Annotated in this window: 15 protein-coding genes; 9 read left to right on the top strand and 6 right to left on the bottom strand. The window is 73.3% G+C overall.

Annotated elements, in window-relative coordinates; genetic code table 11:
• Positions 1-111: 111 nt before the first annotated feature.
• The gene (locus tag ACFCZ1_RS02595) at positions 112-468 is read right to left on the bottom strand and encodes an ArsR/SmtB family transcription factor (protein WP_376676474.1); all 357 of its coding nucleotides are present in this window, start codon (positions 466-468) and stop codon (positions 112-114) included.
• Between the two features lie 133 nt (positions 469-601).
• Here ACFCZ1_RS02595 and ACFCZ1_RS02600 point away from each other — a divergent pair, with 133 nt between their 5' ends.
• Positions 602-1,138 carry a DoxX family protein gene (locus ACFCZ1_RS02600; RefSeq protein ID WP_376676475.1) on the top strand — a complete coding sequence of 179 codons (537 nt, stop codon included), beginning with the start codon at positions 602-604 and terminating at the stop codon, positions 1,136-1,138.
• A 66-nt stretch (positions 1,139-1,204) separates the two neighbouring features.
• Here the strand turns inward: ACFCZ1_RS02600 and ACFCZ1_RS02605 are convergent, their stop codons facing one another.
• Complete coding sequence (locus ACFCZ1_RS02605; protein WP_376676476.1) at positions 1,205-1,789, bottom strand: helix-turn-helix domain-containing protein; 585 nt, start codon at positions 1,787-1,789, stop codon at positions 1,205-1,207.
• 77 nt (positions 1,790-1,866) lie between these two features.
• Here ACFCZ1_RS02605 and ACFCZ1_RS02610 point away from each other — a divergent pair, with 77 nt between their 5' ends.
• The gene (locus ACFCZ1_RS02610; RefSeq protein ID WP_376676477.1) at positions 1,867-3,366 is read left to right on the top strand and encodes an MFS transporter; all 1,500 of its coding nucleotides are present in this window, start codon (positions 1,867-1,869) and stop codon (positions 3,364-3,366) included.
• An 18-nt stretch (positions 3,367-3,384) separates the two neighbouring features.
• Here the strand turns inward: ACFCZ1_RS02610 and ACFCZ1_RS02615 are convergent, their stop codons facing one another.
• From ACFCZ1_RS02615 to fusA, 3 genes are all read right to left on the bottom strand, one after another.
• The gene (locus ACFCZ1_RS02615; RefSeq protein ID WP_376676478.1) at positions 3,385-4,002 is read right to left on the bottom strand and encodes a polysaccharide deacetylase family protein; all 618 of its coding nucleotides are present in this window, start codon (positions 4,000-4,002) and stop codon (positions 3,385-3,387) included.
• A gap of 319 nt (positions 4,003-4,321) precedes the next feature.
• Entirely contained in the window at positions 4,322-4,870 is a 549-nt protein-coding gene (locus ACFCZ1_RS02620) for an FABP family protein (protein WP_376676479.1), read from the bottom strand.
• A 268-nt stretch (positions 4,871-5,138) separates the two neighbouring features.
• Entirely contained in the window at positions 5,139-7,217 is a 2,079-nt protein-coding gene (gene fusA, locus ACFCZ1_RS02625) for an elongation factor G (protein ID WP_376676480.1), read from the bottom strand.
• Positions 7,218-7,744: 527 nt separating this feature from the next.
• On the opposite strand from fusA, the gene ACFCZ1_RS02630 reads away from it, so the two are divergent.
• From ACFCZ1_RS02630 to ACFCZ1_RS02645, 4 genes are all read left to right on the top strand, one after another.
• Entirely contained in the window at positions 7,745-8,101 is a 357-nt protein-coding gene (locus ACFCZ1_RS02630) for a hypothetical protein (protein WP_376676481.1), read from the top strand.
• 187 nt (positions 8,102-8,288) lie between these two features.
• Entirely contained in the window at positions 8,289-9,242 is a 954-nt protein-coding gene (locus tag ACFCZ1_RS02635) for an NmrA/HSCARG family protein (protein ID WP_376676482.1), read from the top strand.
• 114 nt (positions 9,243-9,356) lie between these two features.
• Positions 9,357-9,698 (top strand): ArsR/SmtB family transcription factor, encoded by a 342-nt coding sequence (locus ACFCZ1_RS02640; protein WP_376676483.1) that lies wholly within the window; start codon positions 9,357-9,359, stop codon positions 9,696-9,698.
• A gap of 137 nt (positions 9,699-9,835) precedes the next feature.
• Entirely contained in the window at positions 9,836-11,725 is a 1,890-nt protein-coding gene (locus tag ACFCZ1_RS02645) for a potassium channel family protein (protein WP_376676774.1), read from the top strand.
• 50 nt (positions 11,726-11,775) lie between these two features.
• On the opposite strand, the gene ACFCZ1_RS02650 is transcribed toward ACFCZ1_RS02645, so the two are convergent.
• Positions 11,776-11,931, bottom strand: a complete 156-nt coding sequence (locus ACFCZ1_RS02650) for a DUF6131 family protein (RefSeq protein ID WP_376676484.1) — start codon at positions 11,929-11,931, stop codon at positions 11,776-11,778.
• A 212-nt stretch (positions 11,932-12,143) separates the two neighbouring features.
• On the opposite strand from ACFCZ1_RS02650, the gene ACFCZ1_RS02655 reads away from it, so the two are divergent.
• From ACFCZ1_RS02655 to ACFCZ1_RS02665, 3 genes are all read left to right on the top strand, one after another.
• Positions 12,144-12,671, top strand: coding sequence for a hypothetical protein (locus tag ACFCZ1_RS02655; protein ID WP_376676485.1), 528 nt, complete (start codon positions 12,144-12,146; stop codon positions 12,669-12,671).
• A 236-nt stretch (positions 12,672-12,907) separates the two neighbouring features.
• Positions 12,908-13,966, top strand: coding sequence for an alpha/beta hydrolase (locus tag ACFCZ1_RS02660; RefSeq protein ID WP_376676486.1), 1,059 nt, complete (start codon positions 12,908-12,910; stop codon positions 13,964-13,966).
• Between the two features lie 97 nt (positions 13,967-14,063).
• Complete coding sequence (locus tag ACFCZ1_RS02665) at positions 14,064-15,143, top strand: RICIN domain-containing protein (protein WP_376676487.1); 1,080 nt, start codon at positions 14,064-14,066, stop codon at positions 15,141-15,143.
• Positions 15,144-15,271: the final 128 nt, after the last annotated feature.

The raw sequence follows: 15,271 nt of genomic DNA on the forward strand, positions 1-15,271 counted from the left end.
CCGGTCGGGTCGGCGTGGGGAGACCCCCGGCTCCCACCATAGCCAACATGTGCGCACCTGAGCACATGTTCCATACCGGGGAGCGGGGAGCGGGCGCGGCCGGGCGTGCGGTCAGTCGTGCGGCGGAAGGGAGCGCAGCTCGTGGTCGGCGACGCTCAGGGCCTCGTCCACCAGACGCCGCAGGTGCCCGTGGCGCAGCGCGTAGACCACGCGGCGGCCGTCCTTGCGGCTGGTGACGAGCCCGGCGAGGCGGAGCTTGGCGAGGTGCTGGCTGACGGAGGGCCGGGCGGCCCCGCAGGCCTCGGTGAGCGTGCTGACATCGGCCTCGCCGCGCCCGAGCTCGTCCAGCAGCGCCAGGCGGGTGGCGTCCGCGAGCAGCGCGAGGACGGACACGGCGACCGCCAGGCGCTCGCCCTGGTCCCGCTCCTGCGAGCCGTCTGCACCTGCCAGGTGCGTGCTTGCGCTCATGCGCACATGGTAGGCGGGCCCGTAGGCCCGTACGGAGGATCTGCGGGCCAATGCGGGGGCGGCGGCGCCCGGAGCGGATACGGATGGTGCGTATCGCCGTGCGCGCAGCCACCCCACTCGCGAGGAGACCCCGATGAGCCGCATCAACCGACGTGACCTCGCCCTGCTGGCGCTGCGGGCCGGTACGGGCGCGGTGCTGATCGCACACGGCACGCAGAAGCTCTTCGGGTGGTTCGGCGGCGCGGGCCTGGAGGGAACGGCGGCCGCGATGGAGCACATGGGTTTCAAGCCCGGGCGGGAGAGCGCGATCGCGGCCGGTCTGGGCGAGGCCGGCGGCGGGGCGCTGCTGATCCTGGGGCTGGCCACGCCGGCCGCGGGCGCCGCGGCGGCGGGAGCCATGGCGGGCGCCGTGTCCGTGCACGCGCCGGCCGGGTTCTTCAACCAGGGCGGCGGGTTCGAGTACCCCGCGTTCCTCGGGTTCACCGCGGCCGCCGTCGGCCTCGCCGGACCCGGCCGCTACTCGATCGACCACGCCACCGGACACTACTTCGACCAGCGGTGGACGGTCCTGCTGGCCTTCGCGGCCAGCGCGGTCGCCGCCGCCGCGGTGGTCGCCAAACGCGCCGGGGGGCGGTCGGACGCGGCCCCGGAGGCCGCAGACCGAGGATGACACGGAGTTTGACACGGCGGATGACACGGAGGGTGCGCGGATCGGGCCGGTCGGCGTGCCACGGCGTCAGGCGCGCGGCTTGGCGCGGACGTGCATGCGCTCGCCCTGTCTCCCGAAGAGGCTGAGGATCTCGACCGGCCGCCCGTCCGCGGAGCTGAACCAGTGGGGCACCCGGGTGTCGAACTCGGCGGCCTCACCCGGGCCGAGGACCAGGTCGTGCTCGGCGAGGACGATGCGCAGCCGGCCGTCCAGCACGTACAGCCACTCGTAGCCCTCGTGCGCGCGGAGTTCCGGCTCGCCGCCCCGGTCATTGATGATCATCTTGAACGCCTGCAGGGGGCCCGTGCTGCGGGTGAGGGGGAGGAACGTACCGCCCCTCGGCAGGGTGCCGGGCTTCAGCCTGACCCGGGGATCCCCGACCTCGGGGGCGCCCACGAGGTCGTCCAGGGGTACGTGGTAGGCACCGGCGAGCGGCAGCAGCAGTTCCAGGCTCGGGCGGCGCTGACCGGACTCCAGGCGGGAAAGGGTGCTCTTGGAGATGCCGGTCACCTCGGAGAGCGCGGCCAGGGTGAGCCCGCGCTGGGCGCGCAGCCGCTTGAGCCGGGGAGCGACGTCATCGAGGACCGCCTGGTACGGCGGTGGTGTGTCCATGGGGGCATTCCACTCCGCCGTCCCGGAACCGGCAACAAAGTTTGCCGTCACCGCCCGGCGGGCGCAGCCTCCGGCGCATGAGCCCCTACAGCGATCGCGGCCACGGCCGCCACAGCACCGACCACCCCGGCAGCGCACTGAAGGAGAACACCGCAGCCGCAAGCGACCAGAGGACGCCTGCCGTTCGAGGGGCGCTCGCCGCGCTCTCGCTGTCCATGCTGCTGTCCTCGCTCGGCACCAGCATCGCGGGCGTCGGCCTGCCGACGCTGGCGCAGGCGTTCGCCGCCTCCTTCCAGCAGGTCCAGTGGATCGTCCTCGCCTACCTCCTCGCCATCACCACCCTCATCGTCAGCGTCGGACGCCTCGGCGACATCGTCGGCCGCCGGCGGCTGCTGCTGGCCGGGACATCGCTGTTCACGGCCGCCTCGGTGCTGTGCGGCCTCGCGCCCACGCTCTGGTGGCTCATCGCCGCCCGCGCGGCGCAGGGCCTCGGAGCGGCCGTCATGATGGCCCTCACCATGGCGTTCGTCGGCGAGACGGTGCCGAAAGCGAGGACCGGCAGCGCCATGGGGCTGCTCGGGACGATGTCCGCGATCGGTACCGCCCTCGGCCCCTCGCTCGGCGGCGCCCTGATCTCCGGACCCGGCTGGCGGGCGATGTTCCTCGTCAACGCGCCGCTCGGCATCCTGACCCTGCTCCTCGCCCACCGCCACCTGCCCGCCGACCGGCGGGATACGGAGAAGGACCGGGCCGGCTTCGACCACGTGGGCACACTGCTGCTCGCCCTGACGCTCGCGGCCTACGCGCTCGCCATGACCCTGGGGCGCGGCGGTTTCGGTCCCCTCAACACGGCTCTGTTGCTGGCCGCGGTGCTGGGAGCGGCTCTCTTCGTGCGCGCCGAGACGCGAGCCGCATCACCGCTGATCCGGCCGGAGGTCTTCCGTGAGCCGGCCCTGGGCGCGAGCCTCGCCACGAGCGGGCTCGTCTCGACGGTGATGATGGCCACGCTGGTGGTCGGGCCCTTCTACCTCTCCCGCACGCTGGGGCTCGGCGAGGCCATGACCGGACTCGTCCTGTCGGCCGGCCCGCTGGTGGCGGCGCTGACCGGCGTACCGGCCGGTCGCATCGCGGACCGGTTCGGCGCGGCGCGCATGACCCTCGCCGGGCTCACCGCCATGGCGGCCGGTTGCCTGCTGCTGTCGGTGATCCCGGCGACGCTCGGTGTCCTCGGCTACGTAGCCCCCCTCGCGGTCGTCACCGCCGGCTACGCGGTGTTCCAGACGGCCAACAACACGGCCGTCATGGCGGACGTGCGCCCGGACCGCAGGGGCCTCGTCTCCGGCATGCTCAACCTGTCGCGCAACCTCGGACTGATCACCGGCGCCTCGGTCATGGGAGCCGTGTTCGCGTTCGCCTCGGCCACCACCGACGTGGCGACGGGTCGCCCGGAGGCCGTTGCCACGGGGATGCGGATCACGTTCGGGGTCGCGGCGGCTCTGATCGCCCTCGCCCTCGCCCTCGCCATCGCGGTGGGAAGCCGGGCCGTACGCGGCGCGGCGGCGGTGAATGACCGCTGACCGAGGGACCGTTCGCCGTCAGGAGGCGGTGGCCGCCTCCGTGAGGAACCGGCGGAGGTCGATGATCTCGTAGTCGTCGCCCCGGGCCGCGTCGATGATCCGGGGGAGGGCCTGGGCGTCGATGACGACGCCGTCGCCGGTGCTGCCCACGTGCATCTGGATGATCGCGCCGGGGGAGAGGGCGTCCACGGCCCGCTCCACCGCCTCGTCCACCGTCATGCCGCCCGCCGGGCCCAGATACCCCTTGGTGTCCGCGGTGAACTCGATCGCCGCGTAGCCGAGGCCGTTGACGTCTGCCACGGAATCCTCGGTGGTCGCGCTGTAGGGGAAGCGGAAGAAGGGCAGGGGCTCGGCCCCGGAGGCCGTACGGATCGCGGCGTCGGCGCGGTGCACCTCGTCCGCCCGGTCCGCGGTGCTCAGGTCGGCGAAGTGGGGGTGGCTGTACGAGTGGTTGCCCAGGCCGTGCGCCGCCGCCATGGCGCGCACCGCCGTGGGGTGGTCATCGGCGAACCGGCCGGTCGGAAAGAAGGTGGCGGGCACCTTCCGGCGCCGCAGTTCGCCCAGGACGGTGTCGATCCCGCTTGTGTCCCACGCGGCGTTGAAGGTGAGGGCCACGACCCTGCGGGACGTGGGCAACCGGCGGATCTCGCCGCCGAGCAGCGTCGTCGGCGGCCGCGGGCCCGCCCCCGCCGCTGCCGCTGCCGCGCGGGGAGGGGCCCCGGGAGGGGCCCCGGGAGGGGCCCCGGGAGGGGCCCCGGGAGGCGCGCCGGGAGTCCGTTCCGTGCGCCGTGGCGCCGCCTGCGCGCCGGAACCCGGTGCGAGCCCGGCGGCCAGCAGCGCCGTCATCGCGGCCCGTCGTCCCACGAATCCCATGGACCCTCCCTCTCCGATGTCACGACTATGCGAGACGGGGGAGACGCCCACCGCTCGGACCGTGCCGGGCATCCGGGTGGTGTCAGGGTGAGGACGGGCGTCGGCGCAGGTGGGCCGTCAGGTGGTGCTGGAGGGGCCGGCCCACGGCCGCCATGTCGTGAGTGACCGTCATCTCCTCGCCCTGAAGGGCGTAGTGGCGGCGCGTCGCGGTGACCTCCTTGGCCAGCGGTGTCAGCGCCACTTCCTTGGTCTCGATCTCGATCTCCGTGGCGGACACCCGCCCCACGTACGTCTCGACGATGCCGGTGGGGTGGGCGAGTACGACTTCCAGGGACGCGTCGGGTGTCACCCGCCACCACCCGGCCTCGCGCCCGGCCGGGCGGACCGGGGCCCCGGAACCGTCGATCAGCCACGCGCGTGCCTCGTAGCGCAGGAAGGGGCGGCCGTCGTGGCTGAAGGTGATCTCCTGCTCGTACCGGAAGTCCTGCTCCAGGGTCGGGTACTCACCGCGGCCGCGGCCGTGCCAGCGCCCCAGCAGGGGCAGCACGGGCCGCAGCAGCGGGTGCGGATCGGGACCCTCGCCGAGGACGTGGCTGTCGGGGTACGGATTGTCCTGCGGCGACTCGAACATGTGCACCTTGCCTGTCTGCGGATACCACCAGGGGTGCAGCCTAGATCCTGTCGTCGAAGCAGCGTCGGCGAGGCCCGCGGCGAGGTGCCGTGGCTGGGGGTACCTCCCAGCGGTGGCTGGGGGAGCGTCGCGGGCCGGGCGGGCCTTGACGGCAGGGCCCGGTGCCGTGACCGGCAGGTCCACCGGGTCAGAGCACCGGGCCCGGGGCCGTTCGAGGCCCCGGACCGCCCCGCCCCCGCGGTGGGGGCGGGGCGGGCCCGTCCGGCGGCTACCGGGTCAGCAGGGCCGCCGCGACCGGGGCCGGGACCGGCGCCAGGCCGGCCGGGCGGGCGGTGAAGGCTCCCCGGCCCTGGGTGCGGCCGCGCAGCCGGGACGCGTAGCCGAACAGCTCGGCCAGCGGCACGGCCGCGGTGATCACCGCGGTACCGGACGCGGACGTGGATCCGCTGACCCGGCCGCGACGGGCCGCGAGGTCACCGAGGACTCCGCCCACACCGTCCTGCGGGACGGTCACCGTGACGTCCACGACCGGCTCCAGCAGCTCCACCGTGCTCACGCGCAGCGCCTCGCGCAGCGCGAACCGGCCCGCCGCCCGGAACGCGATCTCCGAGGAGTCCTTGGAGTGGGTCGCCCCGTCGGTGAGCGTGACGCGGAGTCCCGTCACCGGGAAGCCCCCGAGGGGGCCCTCCGCGAGGGCGTCCCGGCAGCCCGCCTCCACGGCGCGCGCGTACTCCTGCGGCACGCGGCCGCCGACGACCGCCGACCGGAACTCGAAGCCCACCCCCTCCAGCGGCTCGACGTCGATGACGACGTGCGCGAACTGGCCCGCGCCCCCGTCCTGTTTGACATGCCGGTAGACCAGCCCGGTCACCCCGCGCACGACGGTCTCCCGGTAGGAGACCTGCGGCCGCCCGACGACGACCTCCACCCCGTGGCCGCTGCGGATCTTCTCCACCGCGACCTCCAGGTGGAGTTCGCCCATCCCCGACAGCACGGTCTGCCCGGTTTCCGGGTCGGACCGCACCACGAGCGAGGGATCCTCCTCGGCGAGCCGGGCCAGCGCGGACGCGAGGCGTCCGGTGTCGCCGGTGCGGCCGGCCTCGACCGCGACCGAGACCACCGGATCGGCCACCGTGGGCGGTTCGAGGACCACGGGCGCGCCCGGCGCGCACAGGGTCGTGCCCGCCCGGGCGGCCTTCAGCCCGATCACCGCGACGATGTCGCCGGCGACCGCCTCCTCCCGCTCCTCGTGCCGGTCGGCCTGCACCCGCAGGATCCGGCCGACCCGCTCCGTACGGCCCGTACCGGAGTCCAGTACGGACTCTCCCTTGCGGAGCGTGCCCGCGTAGACGCGCAGGTAGGTGAGCCGCCCGGTCGGTGTCGCCGTCACCTTGAAGGCGAGGGCCGCGAACGGCTCCGCCGGATCGGGCGCGCGTTCCTGCTCCGCGCCGTCGGCCGTGCCGCGCACCGGCGGCATGTCCGCGGGCGACGGCAGGTACGCCAGGACCCCGTCCAGCAGCGGCTCGACACCGCGGTTGCGGTACGCCGAGCCGCACAGCACCACCACGCCGTCCCCACGGAGCGTCAGCTCCCGCAGGGCGCGGGCCAAGGTCCGCCCGGTCAGTGCGGACGTCGCGCAGAACTCCTCCAGGGCGTCCGCGTGGAGCTCGGCCACCGTCTCCTCCAGGAGCCGGCGCCGCCGCTCCGCCTCCTCGCGCAGCGGCTCGGGCACCGGCCCCGTCTCGTACGAGTCGTGGCCGGAGCGCCAGAGCAGCGAGCGCATGGCCAGCAGGTCGACGACGCCGGTGAAGGCGTCCTCCTTCCCGATGGGCAGCTGGACCACCAGGGGAACCGCGCCCAGCCGCTCCCGGATCGAGTCGACGGCCGTGTCGAGGTCCGCGCCCGCCCGGTCCAGCTTGTTGACGAACGCGATCCGCGGCACACCGTGCCGGTCGGCCTGCCGCCACACCGACTCGCTCTGCGGCTCGACTCCGGCGACGGCGTCGAACACCGCGACGGCCCCGTCCAGCACCCGCAGGGACCGCTCGACCTCGTCGGAGAAGTCGACGTGGCCCGGGGTGTCGATCAGGTTGACGCGATGTCCGTCCCAGGTGCAGCTGACGGCCGCGGCGAAGATGGTGATGCCGCGGTCGCGTTCCTGGGCGTCGAAGTCGGTGACGGTCGTCCCGTCGTGCACCTCGCCCCGCTTGTGGATCGCGCCGGTCGCGAACAGGATGCGTTCGGTGATCGTCGTCTTGCCGGCGTCGACGTGGGCGAGGATGCCCAGGTTGCGGACGGTGGTGGTGGCGGGGGAAGTCGTGGCGAGAGGTTGCCGGTCGATGCGCATGGCCCGAGGCCTTTCGAATCATTTCGAAGATGAGGAAGAGGGCAGCGCGATTCCCGGACGCGGTCCCGTTCCGTTCCGTTCGGTCCCTTCGCCCCCCGCCGCTTCCCGCGCGGCTGCGCCGCCGCCCGCCGGAACAAGGTCCGGAAAGACGGCGCAAAGGGAGACGGGGAGCAGGGGGAGCAAGGAAACGGGGAACGGGGGAACAGGGGATTTAACAGTGCGTCGCGGGCATACGGTGCCGGCCGCGCAGCCGGCACCGCGCGCCGTGAGACACCGGGATCACGTCGTACCGGGACGGGGGAGCGACGGCGGCTGCGGTGCTGTGGATGCACATGGCCCGGCTCCCCTTCTCTTCACTCGGCATGAGGCGTACGACGCCGCTCTGACCGGCGGCGCGTACGGCGAGTGTAGTGAGCGGTCCGGCCGAGGGCATGGCATTTTCCGGGGCCCGGAAGGCGCGCCCGTATCCGCGCGGATGGGCATACTCCGGATAGGTGGACCGGATCCTCGGCTGCAAGGGGTGTGACATGGCACGGCTGTGCGTCGACGGTGACGACCTGGTGGTCCGCCTGGCGTGGTGGGAGAGGCCGGCGGCCCGCCGCGGTGACGTACGCGTCCCACTGGCGAGCCTGACGCACGTGGAGGTCACGCGGGACTGGTGGCGCGCCCTGCGCGGCGTACGGACGCGGGGCACGCTCATCCCCGGTGCGCTGTGCCTGGGGAGGTGGCGGCACGCCACGGGCGAGGACTTCGTGGCGATCCGGCGCACGCATCCGGACGTGGTCCTCGTCGACCTGTGGCCGCCTGCCCCCTTCGCCCGGATCACCGTGAGCTGCCCCCACGGCGAGCGCGTGGCCGCGGCCGTCCGGGCGGCCACGTCGTGACCGGCGGCCCGGGGGCGACGGATTGCCCGGGCCCCGGGCCGCGTACCCCTCGGGGGACGCGGGGGACGCGGGGGGTGTGTCTGCGGCAGCCAGAGAAACGATTCGCCACGCCCGGCGTGACGGGGTCACGCCCCCGGATCCGCGTGGCGTGACGATCCGGACGCGGAGAGTGTGCGAAGAAAGGGTCATGGGCGAGAAGAAGACGATCACGGTGTTCGGTGCGACCGGCTCGCAGGGCGGTGGCCTGGTGCGGGCGGTCCTGGCGGACCGGGAGAGCGAGTTCGCGATCCGGGCGGTGACCCGCCACGCGGGTTCCGAGAAGGCCCGCGAGCTGGAACGGCTCGGGGCGGAGGTGATCGAGGCCGACATGGACGACGAGGCGAGCCTGGCCCCGGCCTTCGAGCACGCGTACGGCGCCTACCTGGTCACCAACTTCTGGGAGCACATGTCCGCCGAGCGGGAGCAGGCCCAGGCGCTGGCGCTCGCCCGGGCCGCTTCGCACGCCGGCGTCCAGCACGCGATCTGGTCCACGCTGGAGGACACGCGCGAGTGCATCCCGCTGGAGGACCCACGGATGCCCACGCTCCAGGAGCACTACAAGGTGCCGCACTTCGACGCCAAGGCGGAGGCCGACCACTACTTCACCGAAGCGGGCGTACCGACGACCTTCCTGCGCACCACGTTCTACTGGGAGAACCTGCTCGGGATGTTCGCCCCGCAGCGGGCGCAGGACGGCGCCCTCGAGCTGGTGCTCCCGATGGGTGACAGCAGGCTCTCCGGCATCGCGGTGGACGACATCGGCAAGACCGCCCTGGCCGTCTTCAAACGCGACACCGACCTCATCGCCGCCACCGTCAGCATCGCCGGCGAGCACCTCAAGGTCGCCGACATGGCGTCGGCGCTCTCGGAGGCCCTCGGCGAGCCCGTGCGGTACCAGCCGGTCACCGCGGACGCCTACCGGGCCCTCGGCTTTCCGGGTGCCGACGAAGCGGGGAACATGTTCCAGTTCTACGCCGACTGCGAGGCCCGCTTCACCGCGGCCCGAGACCTCACCGCCGTCCGCGACCTCAATCCGGCGCTCCAGGACTTCCGCACCTGGCTCGCCGCCCATGGCGACGCACTGCGCGCCGCGTGGGCCTGAGGCTCGCTAGCGCCGGGGGCGCCGGGGGCTGCACGGATCCGCAGTTGTGGAGGTCGCAGGGCGTGAGGGCGTGCGAAACGTCGCGTCCGGCGCAGTCGAGGCAGGTGGTTCCAGGTGAGCGCACCGCTCTACCAGCTCAAGGCGGAGTTCTTCAAGACCCTCGGCCACCCGGTCCGCATCCGTGTCCTGGAGCTCCTCGGCGAACGCGAGCACGCCGTGGCCGAGATCCTGCCGGAGGCCGGGGTGGAGGCCGCGAGCCTGTCCCAGCAGCTGGCCGTCCTGCGCGGGGCCAACCTGGTGACCAGCCGCCGCGAGGGGTCCCACGTCCACTACGCGCTCACCAGCCCCGGGATCGCCGAGCTCCTGCGGGTCGCCCGCGGCATCCTCTCCGGTGTCCTGGAGGGCCGGGCGGAACTCCTCGCCGACCTGCGTGCCGCGGGGCCGCCGAGGGGCTGAGCCTCCCGCCGCGGGCGACGGCGCCGATCCGGCGGGCCCGCCGCGGGGCCGACCACACCGGCGCCGGGAGCGCAAGGCATTCTGAGCCGGTGCAGATTCCGCAGCAGGTTCTTCAAGTCCCGGGCGCCGAGGGCCGGATGGTGGTGTGCGGTGACGACGGGCTCGCCCGCAGGCTGGCAGCCGAACTCGGCGAGGCGTACGGGGAACGGGTGACGCTGGTGGTGCCGCCCGCGAGCGAGCCACCGCTCGCGGTGGGCCGGACCGCCCGGCGGGGGCGGTGGGGGCGCGTCCCGTCGGCCAGGGCGCTGCGCGCGGTGGCGGGGGAGCCGCTCGCGGAGGGGCCGCAGGTCGTGGAGGCGGCGGAGCCGGACGAGGAGGTGCTGTCCGCCGCGGGGGTGGCCGGCGCCGCCGCGCTGGCGCTCGTCTACGAGGACGACGACAGGAACGTACGGGCCGCCCTGGTGGCCCGGCGGCTCAATCCGAGGCTGCGGCTGGTGATCCGGCTCTACAACCGCAAGCTCGGCCAGCACTTGGAGGACCTCCTGGACCAGGCGGCCATCGTCGCCGAACCGGGGCTCGATCCACGTGAGCGGGACTCCGCCACGACCGTGCTGTCCGACGCCGACACGGCCGCCCCCGCACTGGCCGCGAGCGCCGTCGCGGGAACGAGCAAGGTGGTCCAGGCGGACGGCCTGCTGCTGCGGGCGGTCGAGCGGATGCCACCCGGCAGGGGCGAGACCGCCGATCCCGGCCTGTGCACCCTCGCGCTGCTGTCCGCGACGTCCACCGACCCGGCCGGCAGCGAGAGCTCTGTACTCGGCGGCGAACGCGGCCTCCAACTCCTGCCCGACGACCGCGCGGTGGCGGCCGCCACGGGACGCGGCACCGTGGCGCTGGAAGCGGTGGCCCACGCGGGCCCGGCGTCGGCGGCGCCACGGCTCGGAACGGCGTCGCTGCCGGTGGCCTCGCTGTTCTCCCGGAGACTGCGCTGGTCGCTGGGCGGCGTCGTGGCGGCCGTCACCGCACTGGCCGTGGCGTCCTGGCTGACCACCGGCGACCACCCCCTGCACGCCGCGTACGTCACCCTGCTGGACATCTTCGCGATCAACGATCCGGCGGTCGGGGCCCCCACCCAGCGGCAGGTGCTGCAGATCCTGGCCGGATTCGTCGGCCTGCTCCTCCTGCCGGTGCTGGTGGCCGCCGCGCTCGAAGGGCTGGGGGCGTTCCGCACCGCCACCGTGCTGCGCCGGCCGCCCCGCGGGCTGTCCGGGCACGTGGTGCTGCTGGGGCTCGGCAAGATCGGCGCCCGGGTGCTGGCGCGGCTGCGGGAACTGGACATCCCGGTGGTGTGCGTGGAATCGGACCCACAGGCCCGGGGAGTGGCACTGGCCCGCCGCCTGCGGGTGCCCGTGGTCGTCGGCGACGTGACCGACGAAGGCGTACTTGAGGGAGCCCGCGTCCATCGCGCGCACGCGCTGCTCGCCCTCACCAGCTCGGACACCACCAACCTCGAAGCCGCCCTGTACGCCCGCGGGGTGAAGCCCGATCTCCGGGTCGTCATGCGCCTGTACGAGGACGACTTCGCGACGGCCGTCTACCGCACCCTGCGCGTCGCCCACCCGGAAGCCCTCACGCGCAGCCGCAGCGTCACCCATCTGGCCGCGCCCGCCTTCGCCGGGGCGATGATGGGCCGGCAGATCCTGGGTGCCATAGCGGTGGAACGCCGGGTGCTGCTCTTCGCCGTCGTCGACGTGGCGGGCCACCCGCAACTGGAAGGCCGAACGATCGCCGAGTCCTTCCGCCCGGGTGCCTGGCGGGTGATCGCCCTCGACACCGCGTCCCCCGAGGACCGCCGCCCCGACCTGGCGTCGCTCCCCCGCGAGGGGACGGACCCCAGCCAGGGCCTGGCGTGGGAGCTGCACCCCGGTTACGTCCTCAAACCCGAGGACCGGGTCGTGCTGGCCGCCACCCGCCGCGGCCTGGCCGAACTCCTCGGCCGCACCGGCGCGCCTGCCGCACGGGCCTGAGGGCCGGGTGCGGCGGGGGGCGCGCCGGGCGACGGGGAGGAGCCGTGCTGTCAGTAGTAGTGGCGTCGGCCTCCCACGGCGTGGCCGACGGCTCCCAGAATCCACAGGACGGCGCCGACGACGAGCAGGATGATGCCGATGGTCCAGAGGATGGAGATCCCGGTGAGGAAGCCGATGATCAGCAGGATGACGCCAAGAATGATCATGATGTTCTCTCCCATCTCGTAGTCGGCCCCTGCCCCGTTTCGCCAGCGGCATGCGGCGCCGGCGAAACGGGGCGCCGCGGGTGCACGGCGCGTGCCCGTCCGGCAGCCCGCTGTGTCCGCCCCGCGCGGCCGGGGCGCAGGCGGATCCGCGTGGCAGACTTCTTCCTTGATCACGAGGGCAATGGGCCCCGTGTAGACGGGAATGGGACGAAGTGCGCAAGGCGAGGTGGGCGGCCGCGGCTGCCGGTGCGGTGCTGCTGGTCGCGGGTTGTGGCAGTGAGGGCGGTTCGGACAAGGGCAAGGTGGGTGAGGCGCCCCCGGCGGGCTCCTCCGCCCCGGCCAAGGCGGGGTCGGCCGGCGCCCTGGACGCCGCGGCGGTGAAGAAGGAGATCGAGGGCGCGGCCACGGCGGCCGGCTTCGCCGAGAAGGCCGGGGACGACGTCCCCGCCGCCCTCAAGTCCTGCATGGTCTCCTGGGCCGCCGACACGAAGAAGGCCACGGACTCGAAGAAGTCCTACGACGACACGGTCGCCGCCCTGACCAAGGGTGGATGGAAGGAATCGCGCACCCTCGACCAGCAGGTCTCGGTCGTCAAGACGCTGGACAAGAGCGGCTGGAGCCTGAAGGCGAGCCACCACGGCAAGGCGGGTGCCCTGCTGATGGTCTCGTTCATTGCCACGGACACCGGCCCCGCCTGCGAGAAGCTGTTCCAGGAAGACCTGGCCAAGAACAAGCAGTAGGCGCCAACGCCCGGGCCGGGGGCGCGAGTTCTTCACTCGCGGCCCCGGCCACGGGCCCCCGGCTGGGGCCGGGGCCGACGCCCGACCGATGTGGTTCCGGCCATGAGAAGCAGAAAAATTTTCTAGAACTAGACTCCAAATTGACGTGGCGTCTGGTCCACACTCGGCCCATGGCCCACAACCCGCCCCGCACATCCTCGACCAGACCGCGGTTATCCGCCCGGCTGCCGCGCGCGATGGCGGCGGTCTTCGCCCTGGCCGCCGCCGTGCTCCTGTCGGGCACTCCGCCCGTCCACGCCGACCCCCAAGGTCCGCCCGCCATGACGGACGGGTCCGGCCTGACCCAGGTCTCCGCCGTGACGGGCACCGGGACCAACTTCGTGGTCACCGTCTCCACGCCCGAGGTCGCCGGCGAGCACCGCATCCGGATCCTGCTGCCCGCCGGCTACGCGGCCGACCCCGCGAAGCGCTACCCGGTCCTCTACTTCCTGCACGGTGCGTCCGACGACCCCGGCAACCCCGCGCTGGCCTACCCCGCGCTCACGGCAGCCCAGTCCATGATCACGGTCATTCCGGACGGGGGCCGCCGCGGCTGGTACGCCAACTGGCTCGACCAGAAGACCGCCGCGGGGGCGCAGAACTGGGAGAACTTCCACATCAACCAGGTGATCCCCTTCATCGACGCCAACCTGCGCACCGTCGCCGGCAAGCAGGGACGGGCCGTCGCGGGCCTGTCCATGGGTGGATTCGGCGCCCTGCACTACGCCCAGCGCCACCCCGGCCTGTTCAACCAGGTCGCCACCCTCTCCGGCGCCAACGACCTGTCCAGGAACCACGCGGTCACCCGCGCGGCCGTCGTCGCCACCCTGACCAACGCCGGTGCCCCGCTGTGCGGTTCCAGCTCCGAACCCACCTGCAACCTCGAATTCGGGCCCGCAGTCTCCAGCGACGCCGTCTTCGGCACCCCGTATCCGGTGTTCGACGCCGACTGGCGCTGGAACGCCGCGGATCCCATCGCGCACATGGCAGCCCTGGAAGGCATGGGCATCGCCGTCTACACCGGCAGCGGCAACGGCAACCCCGCCGACTTCGAGTTCTGGGCCGAGTCGGCGGCGCGGCACACCAAGGAACGGCTGGACGCCCTCGGATTCCCGTACCACTACGTGAACTACGGCAACGGCTCCGGCTGGGGCGACGGCTGCCGCGGCGGCCACACCAGCGGCTGCTGGAGCCAGGACCTCGTGGACTACGTGCCGCGCCTGGAATCGGCGTTCGCCGCCGGCACGGCCGCATGACAGTCCCCTGCGATCCGGTCAGCCCGGTCGCCCCGCTCACCCCGCTCACTCCGGCCGATCGGATCACCCCTCCCGACCGACAAGAAAGGACCCACCCATGACCTCGACCCCCGCGCGGGAACGCTCGACGGCCTTCCTGCGCATGCTCGCCGCAGCCCTGGCGACGTGCTGCGTCGCCCTGGGCATCATGGCCTCCCCCTTGGCGTCGGCCACGGCCCACGCGGACGAGAACTGCGGCTCCCCGCTCCAGTGCGTGAGCCTCAAGTCCGTCAGCAACGGCCGCCAGCTCGACGTACAGAACGGCTCCCGCGACGACGGGGCCTACATCGTCACCAACTCCGCACCCGGCTACCACCAGTCCTGGAACCTGAACGTCGACCCGGCGGACTACAGCTTCACCATCGTCAACGGCACCACGGGCAAGTGCATCGACCTCAGCTGGCCCGCGCTGCGGCAGCAGACGTGCCGCGGTCAGAAGAGCCAGAAGTGGTACTTCCAGCCCGTGGCCGGCTCCACCACCGCGTTCATGATCCGCAACGAGAGCGACAACTCCTGCCTCGACCTCGTGGGCAACGCCCAGTACGACGACGCCTGGACCGGGAAGTCCAGCTGCCACGCCGGCATCAACCAGCGCTGGAGCACGAACTCGGCGGCCGCCTTCGGCCTGGCGGTGGACCACGGCGCCCGGGTCTGCCAGAAGGACCCCGCGAGCTGCTCCTGGGCGGTCGGGAGCGAGGCCCCGGCCGCGCCCCTGCCGAAGGTCTGCGCCTCCGCGGTCTGGTACAACAACTCCGGCTCCGCGGTCGCCCAGTCCTTCTCGGTGACCAGGACCACCGGCTGGCAGAGCGGCATCACGACCCAGCTGTCGGCGGACCTCAGCGCGGGCGCCGCCCCGGCACTGATGACGAGGATCAGCTCCAGCCTGTCGTTCACTAACGTCTGGCAGGGGTCCACGAGCGTCGGTGACGCCATCCAGGTGTCCGTCCCGCCCGCGCAGTACGGGTGGGTCACCCTCTCCGTGCTGGCGAAGAAGGTGACCGGGTCCTGGACGTTCGACGCGCGCGGGTTCCCCTGGAAGGCCGACGACACCATCACCGTCCCGGTCAAGGACGACCCGGCCGGCGGCGCGACCCTCTACATAGCCAACACCAGCCCGACCTTCACCTCCTGCTCCTGATCCGGGCCGCGCCGCCGTTCGTGCGACGGCGCTGACCTGCCCGCCCCTGTCGCCCGGTCCCGCCGGGCGACAGGGGCGGCCCCGGGTCTCCTGCCGGCCCCCGGTCGTGGAACACCCGCCCGCTCGGG

Source organism: Streptomyces sp. NPDC056224 (assembly GCF_042267665.1).
In the GTDB taxonomy this organism is placed as follows: Bacteria; Actinomycetota; Actinomycetes; order Streptomycetales; family Streptomycetaceae; genus Streptomyces.

Bases quoted from the DNA above. Each gene is read 5' to 3' on its own strand.
- ACFCZ1_RS02595 (WP_376676474.1), bottom strand. From the start codon at position 468: ATGAGCGCAAGCACGCACCTGGCAGGTGCAGACGGCTCGCAGGAGCGG.
- ACFCZ1_RS02600 (WP_376676475.1), top strand. From the start codon at position 602: ATGAGCCGCATCAACCGACGTGACCTCGCCCTGCTGGCGCTGCGGGCC.
- ACFCZ1_RS02605 (WP_376676476.1), bottom strand. From the start codon at position 1,789: ATGGACACACCACCGCCGTACCAGGCGGTCCTCGATGACGTCGCTCCC.
- ACFCZ1_RS02610 (WP_376676477.1), top strand. From the start codon at position 1,867: ATGAGCCCCTACAGCGATCGCGGCCACGGCCGCCACAGCACCGACCAC.
- ACFCZ1_RS02620 (WP_376676479.1), bottom strand. From the start codon at position 4,870: ATGTTCGAGTCGCCGCAGGACAATCCGTACCCCGACAGCCACGTCCTC.
- fusA (WP_376676480.1), bottom strand. From the start codon at position 7,217: ATGCGCATCGACCGGCAACCTCTCGCCACGACTTCCCCCGCCACCACC.
- ACFCZ1_RS02630 (WP_376676481.1), top strand. From the start codon at position 7,745: ATGGCACGGCTGTGCGTCGACGGTGACGACCTGGTGGTCCGCCTGGCG.
- ACFCZ1_RS02635 (WP_376676482.1), top strand. From the start codon at position 8,289: ATGGGCGAGAAGAAGACGATCACGGTGTTCGGTGCGACCGGCTCGCAG.
- ACFCZ1_RS02645 (WP_376676774.1), top strand. From the start codon at position 9,836: ATGGTGGTGTGCGGTGACGACGGGCTCGCCCGCAGGCTGGCAGCCGAA.
- ACFCZ1_RS02650 (WP_376676484.1), bottom strand. From the start codon at position 11,931: ATGATCATTCTTGGCGTCATCCTGCTGATCATCGGCTTCCTCACCGGG.
- ACFCZ1_RS02660 (WP_376676486.1), top strand. From the start codon at position 12,908: ATGGCGGCGGTCTTCGCCCTGGCCGCCGCCGTGCTCCTGTCGGGCACT.
- ACFCZ1_RS02665 (WP_376676487.1), top strand. From the start codon at position 14,064: ATGACCTCGACCCCCGCGCGGGAACGCTCGACGGCCTTCCTGCGCATG.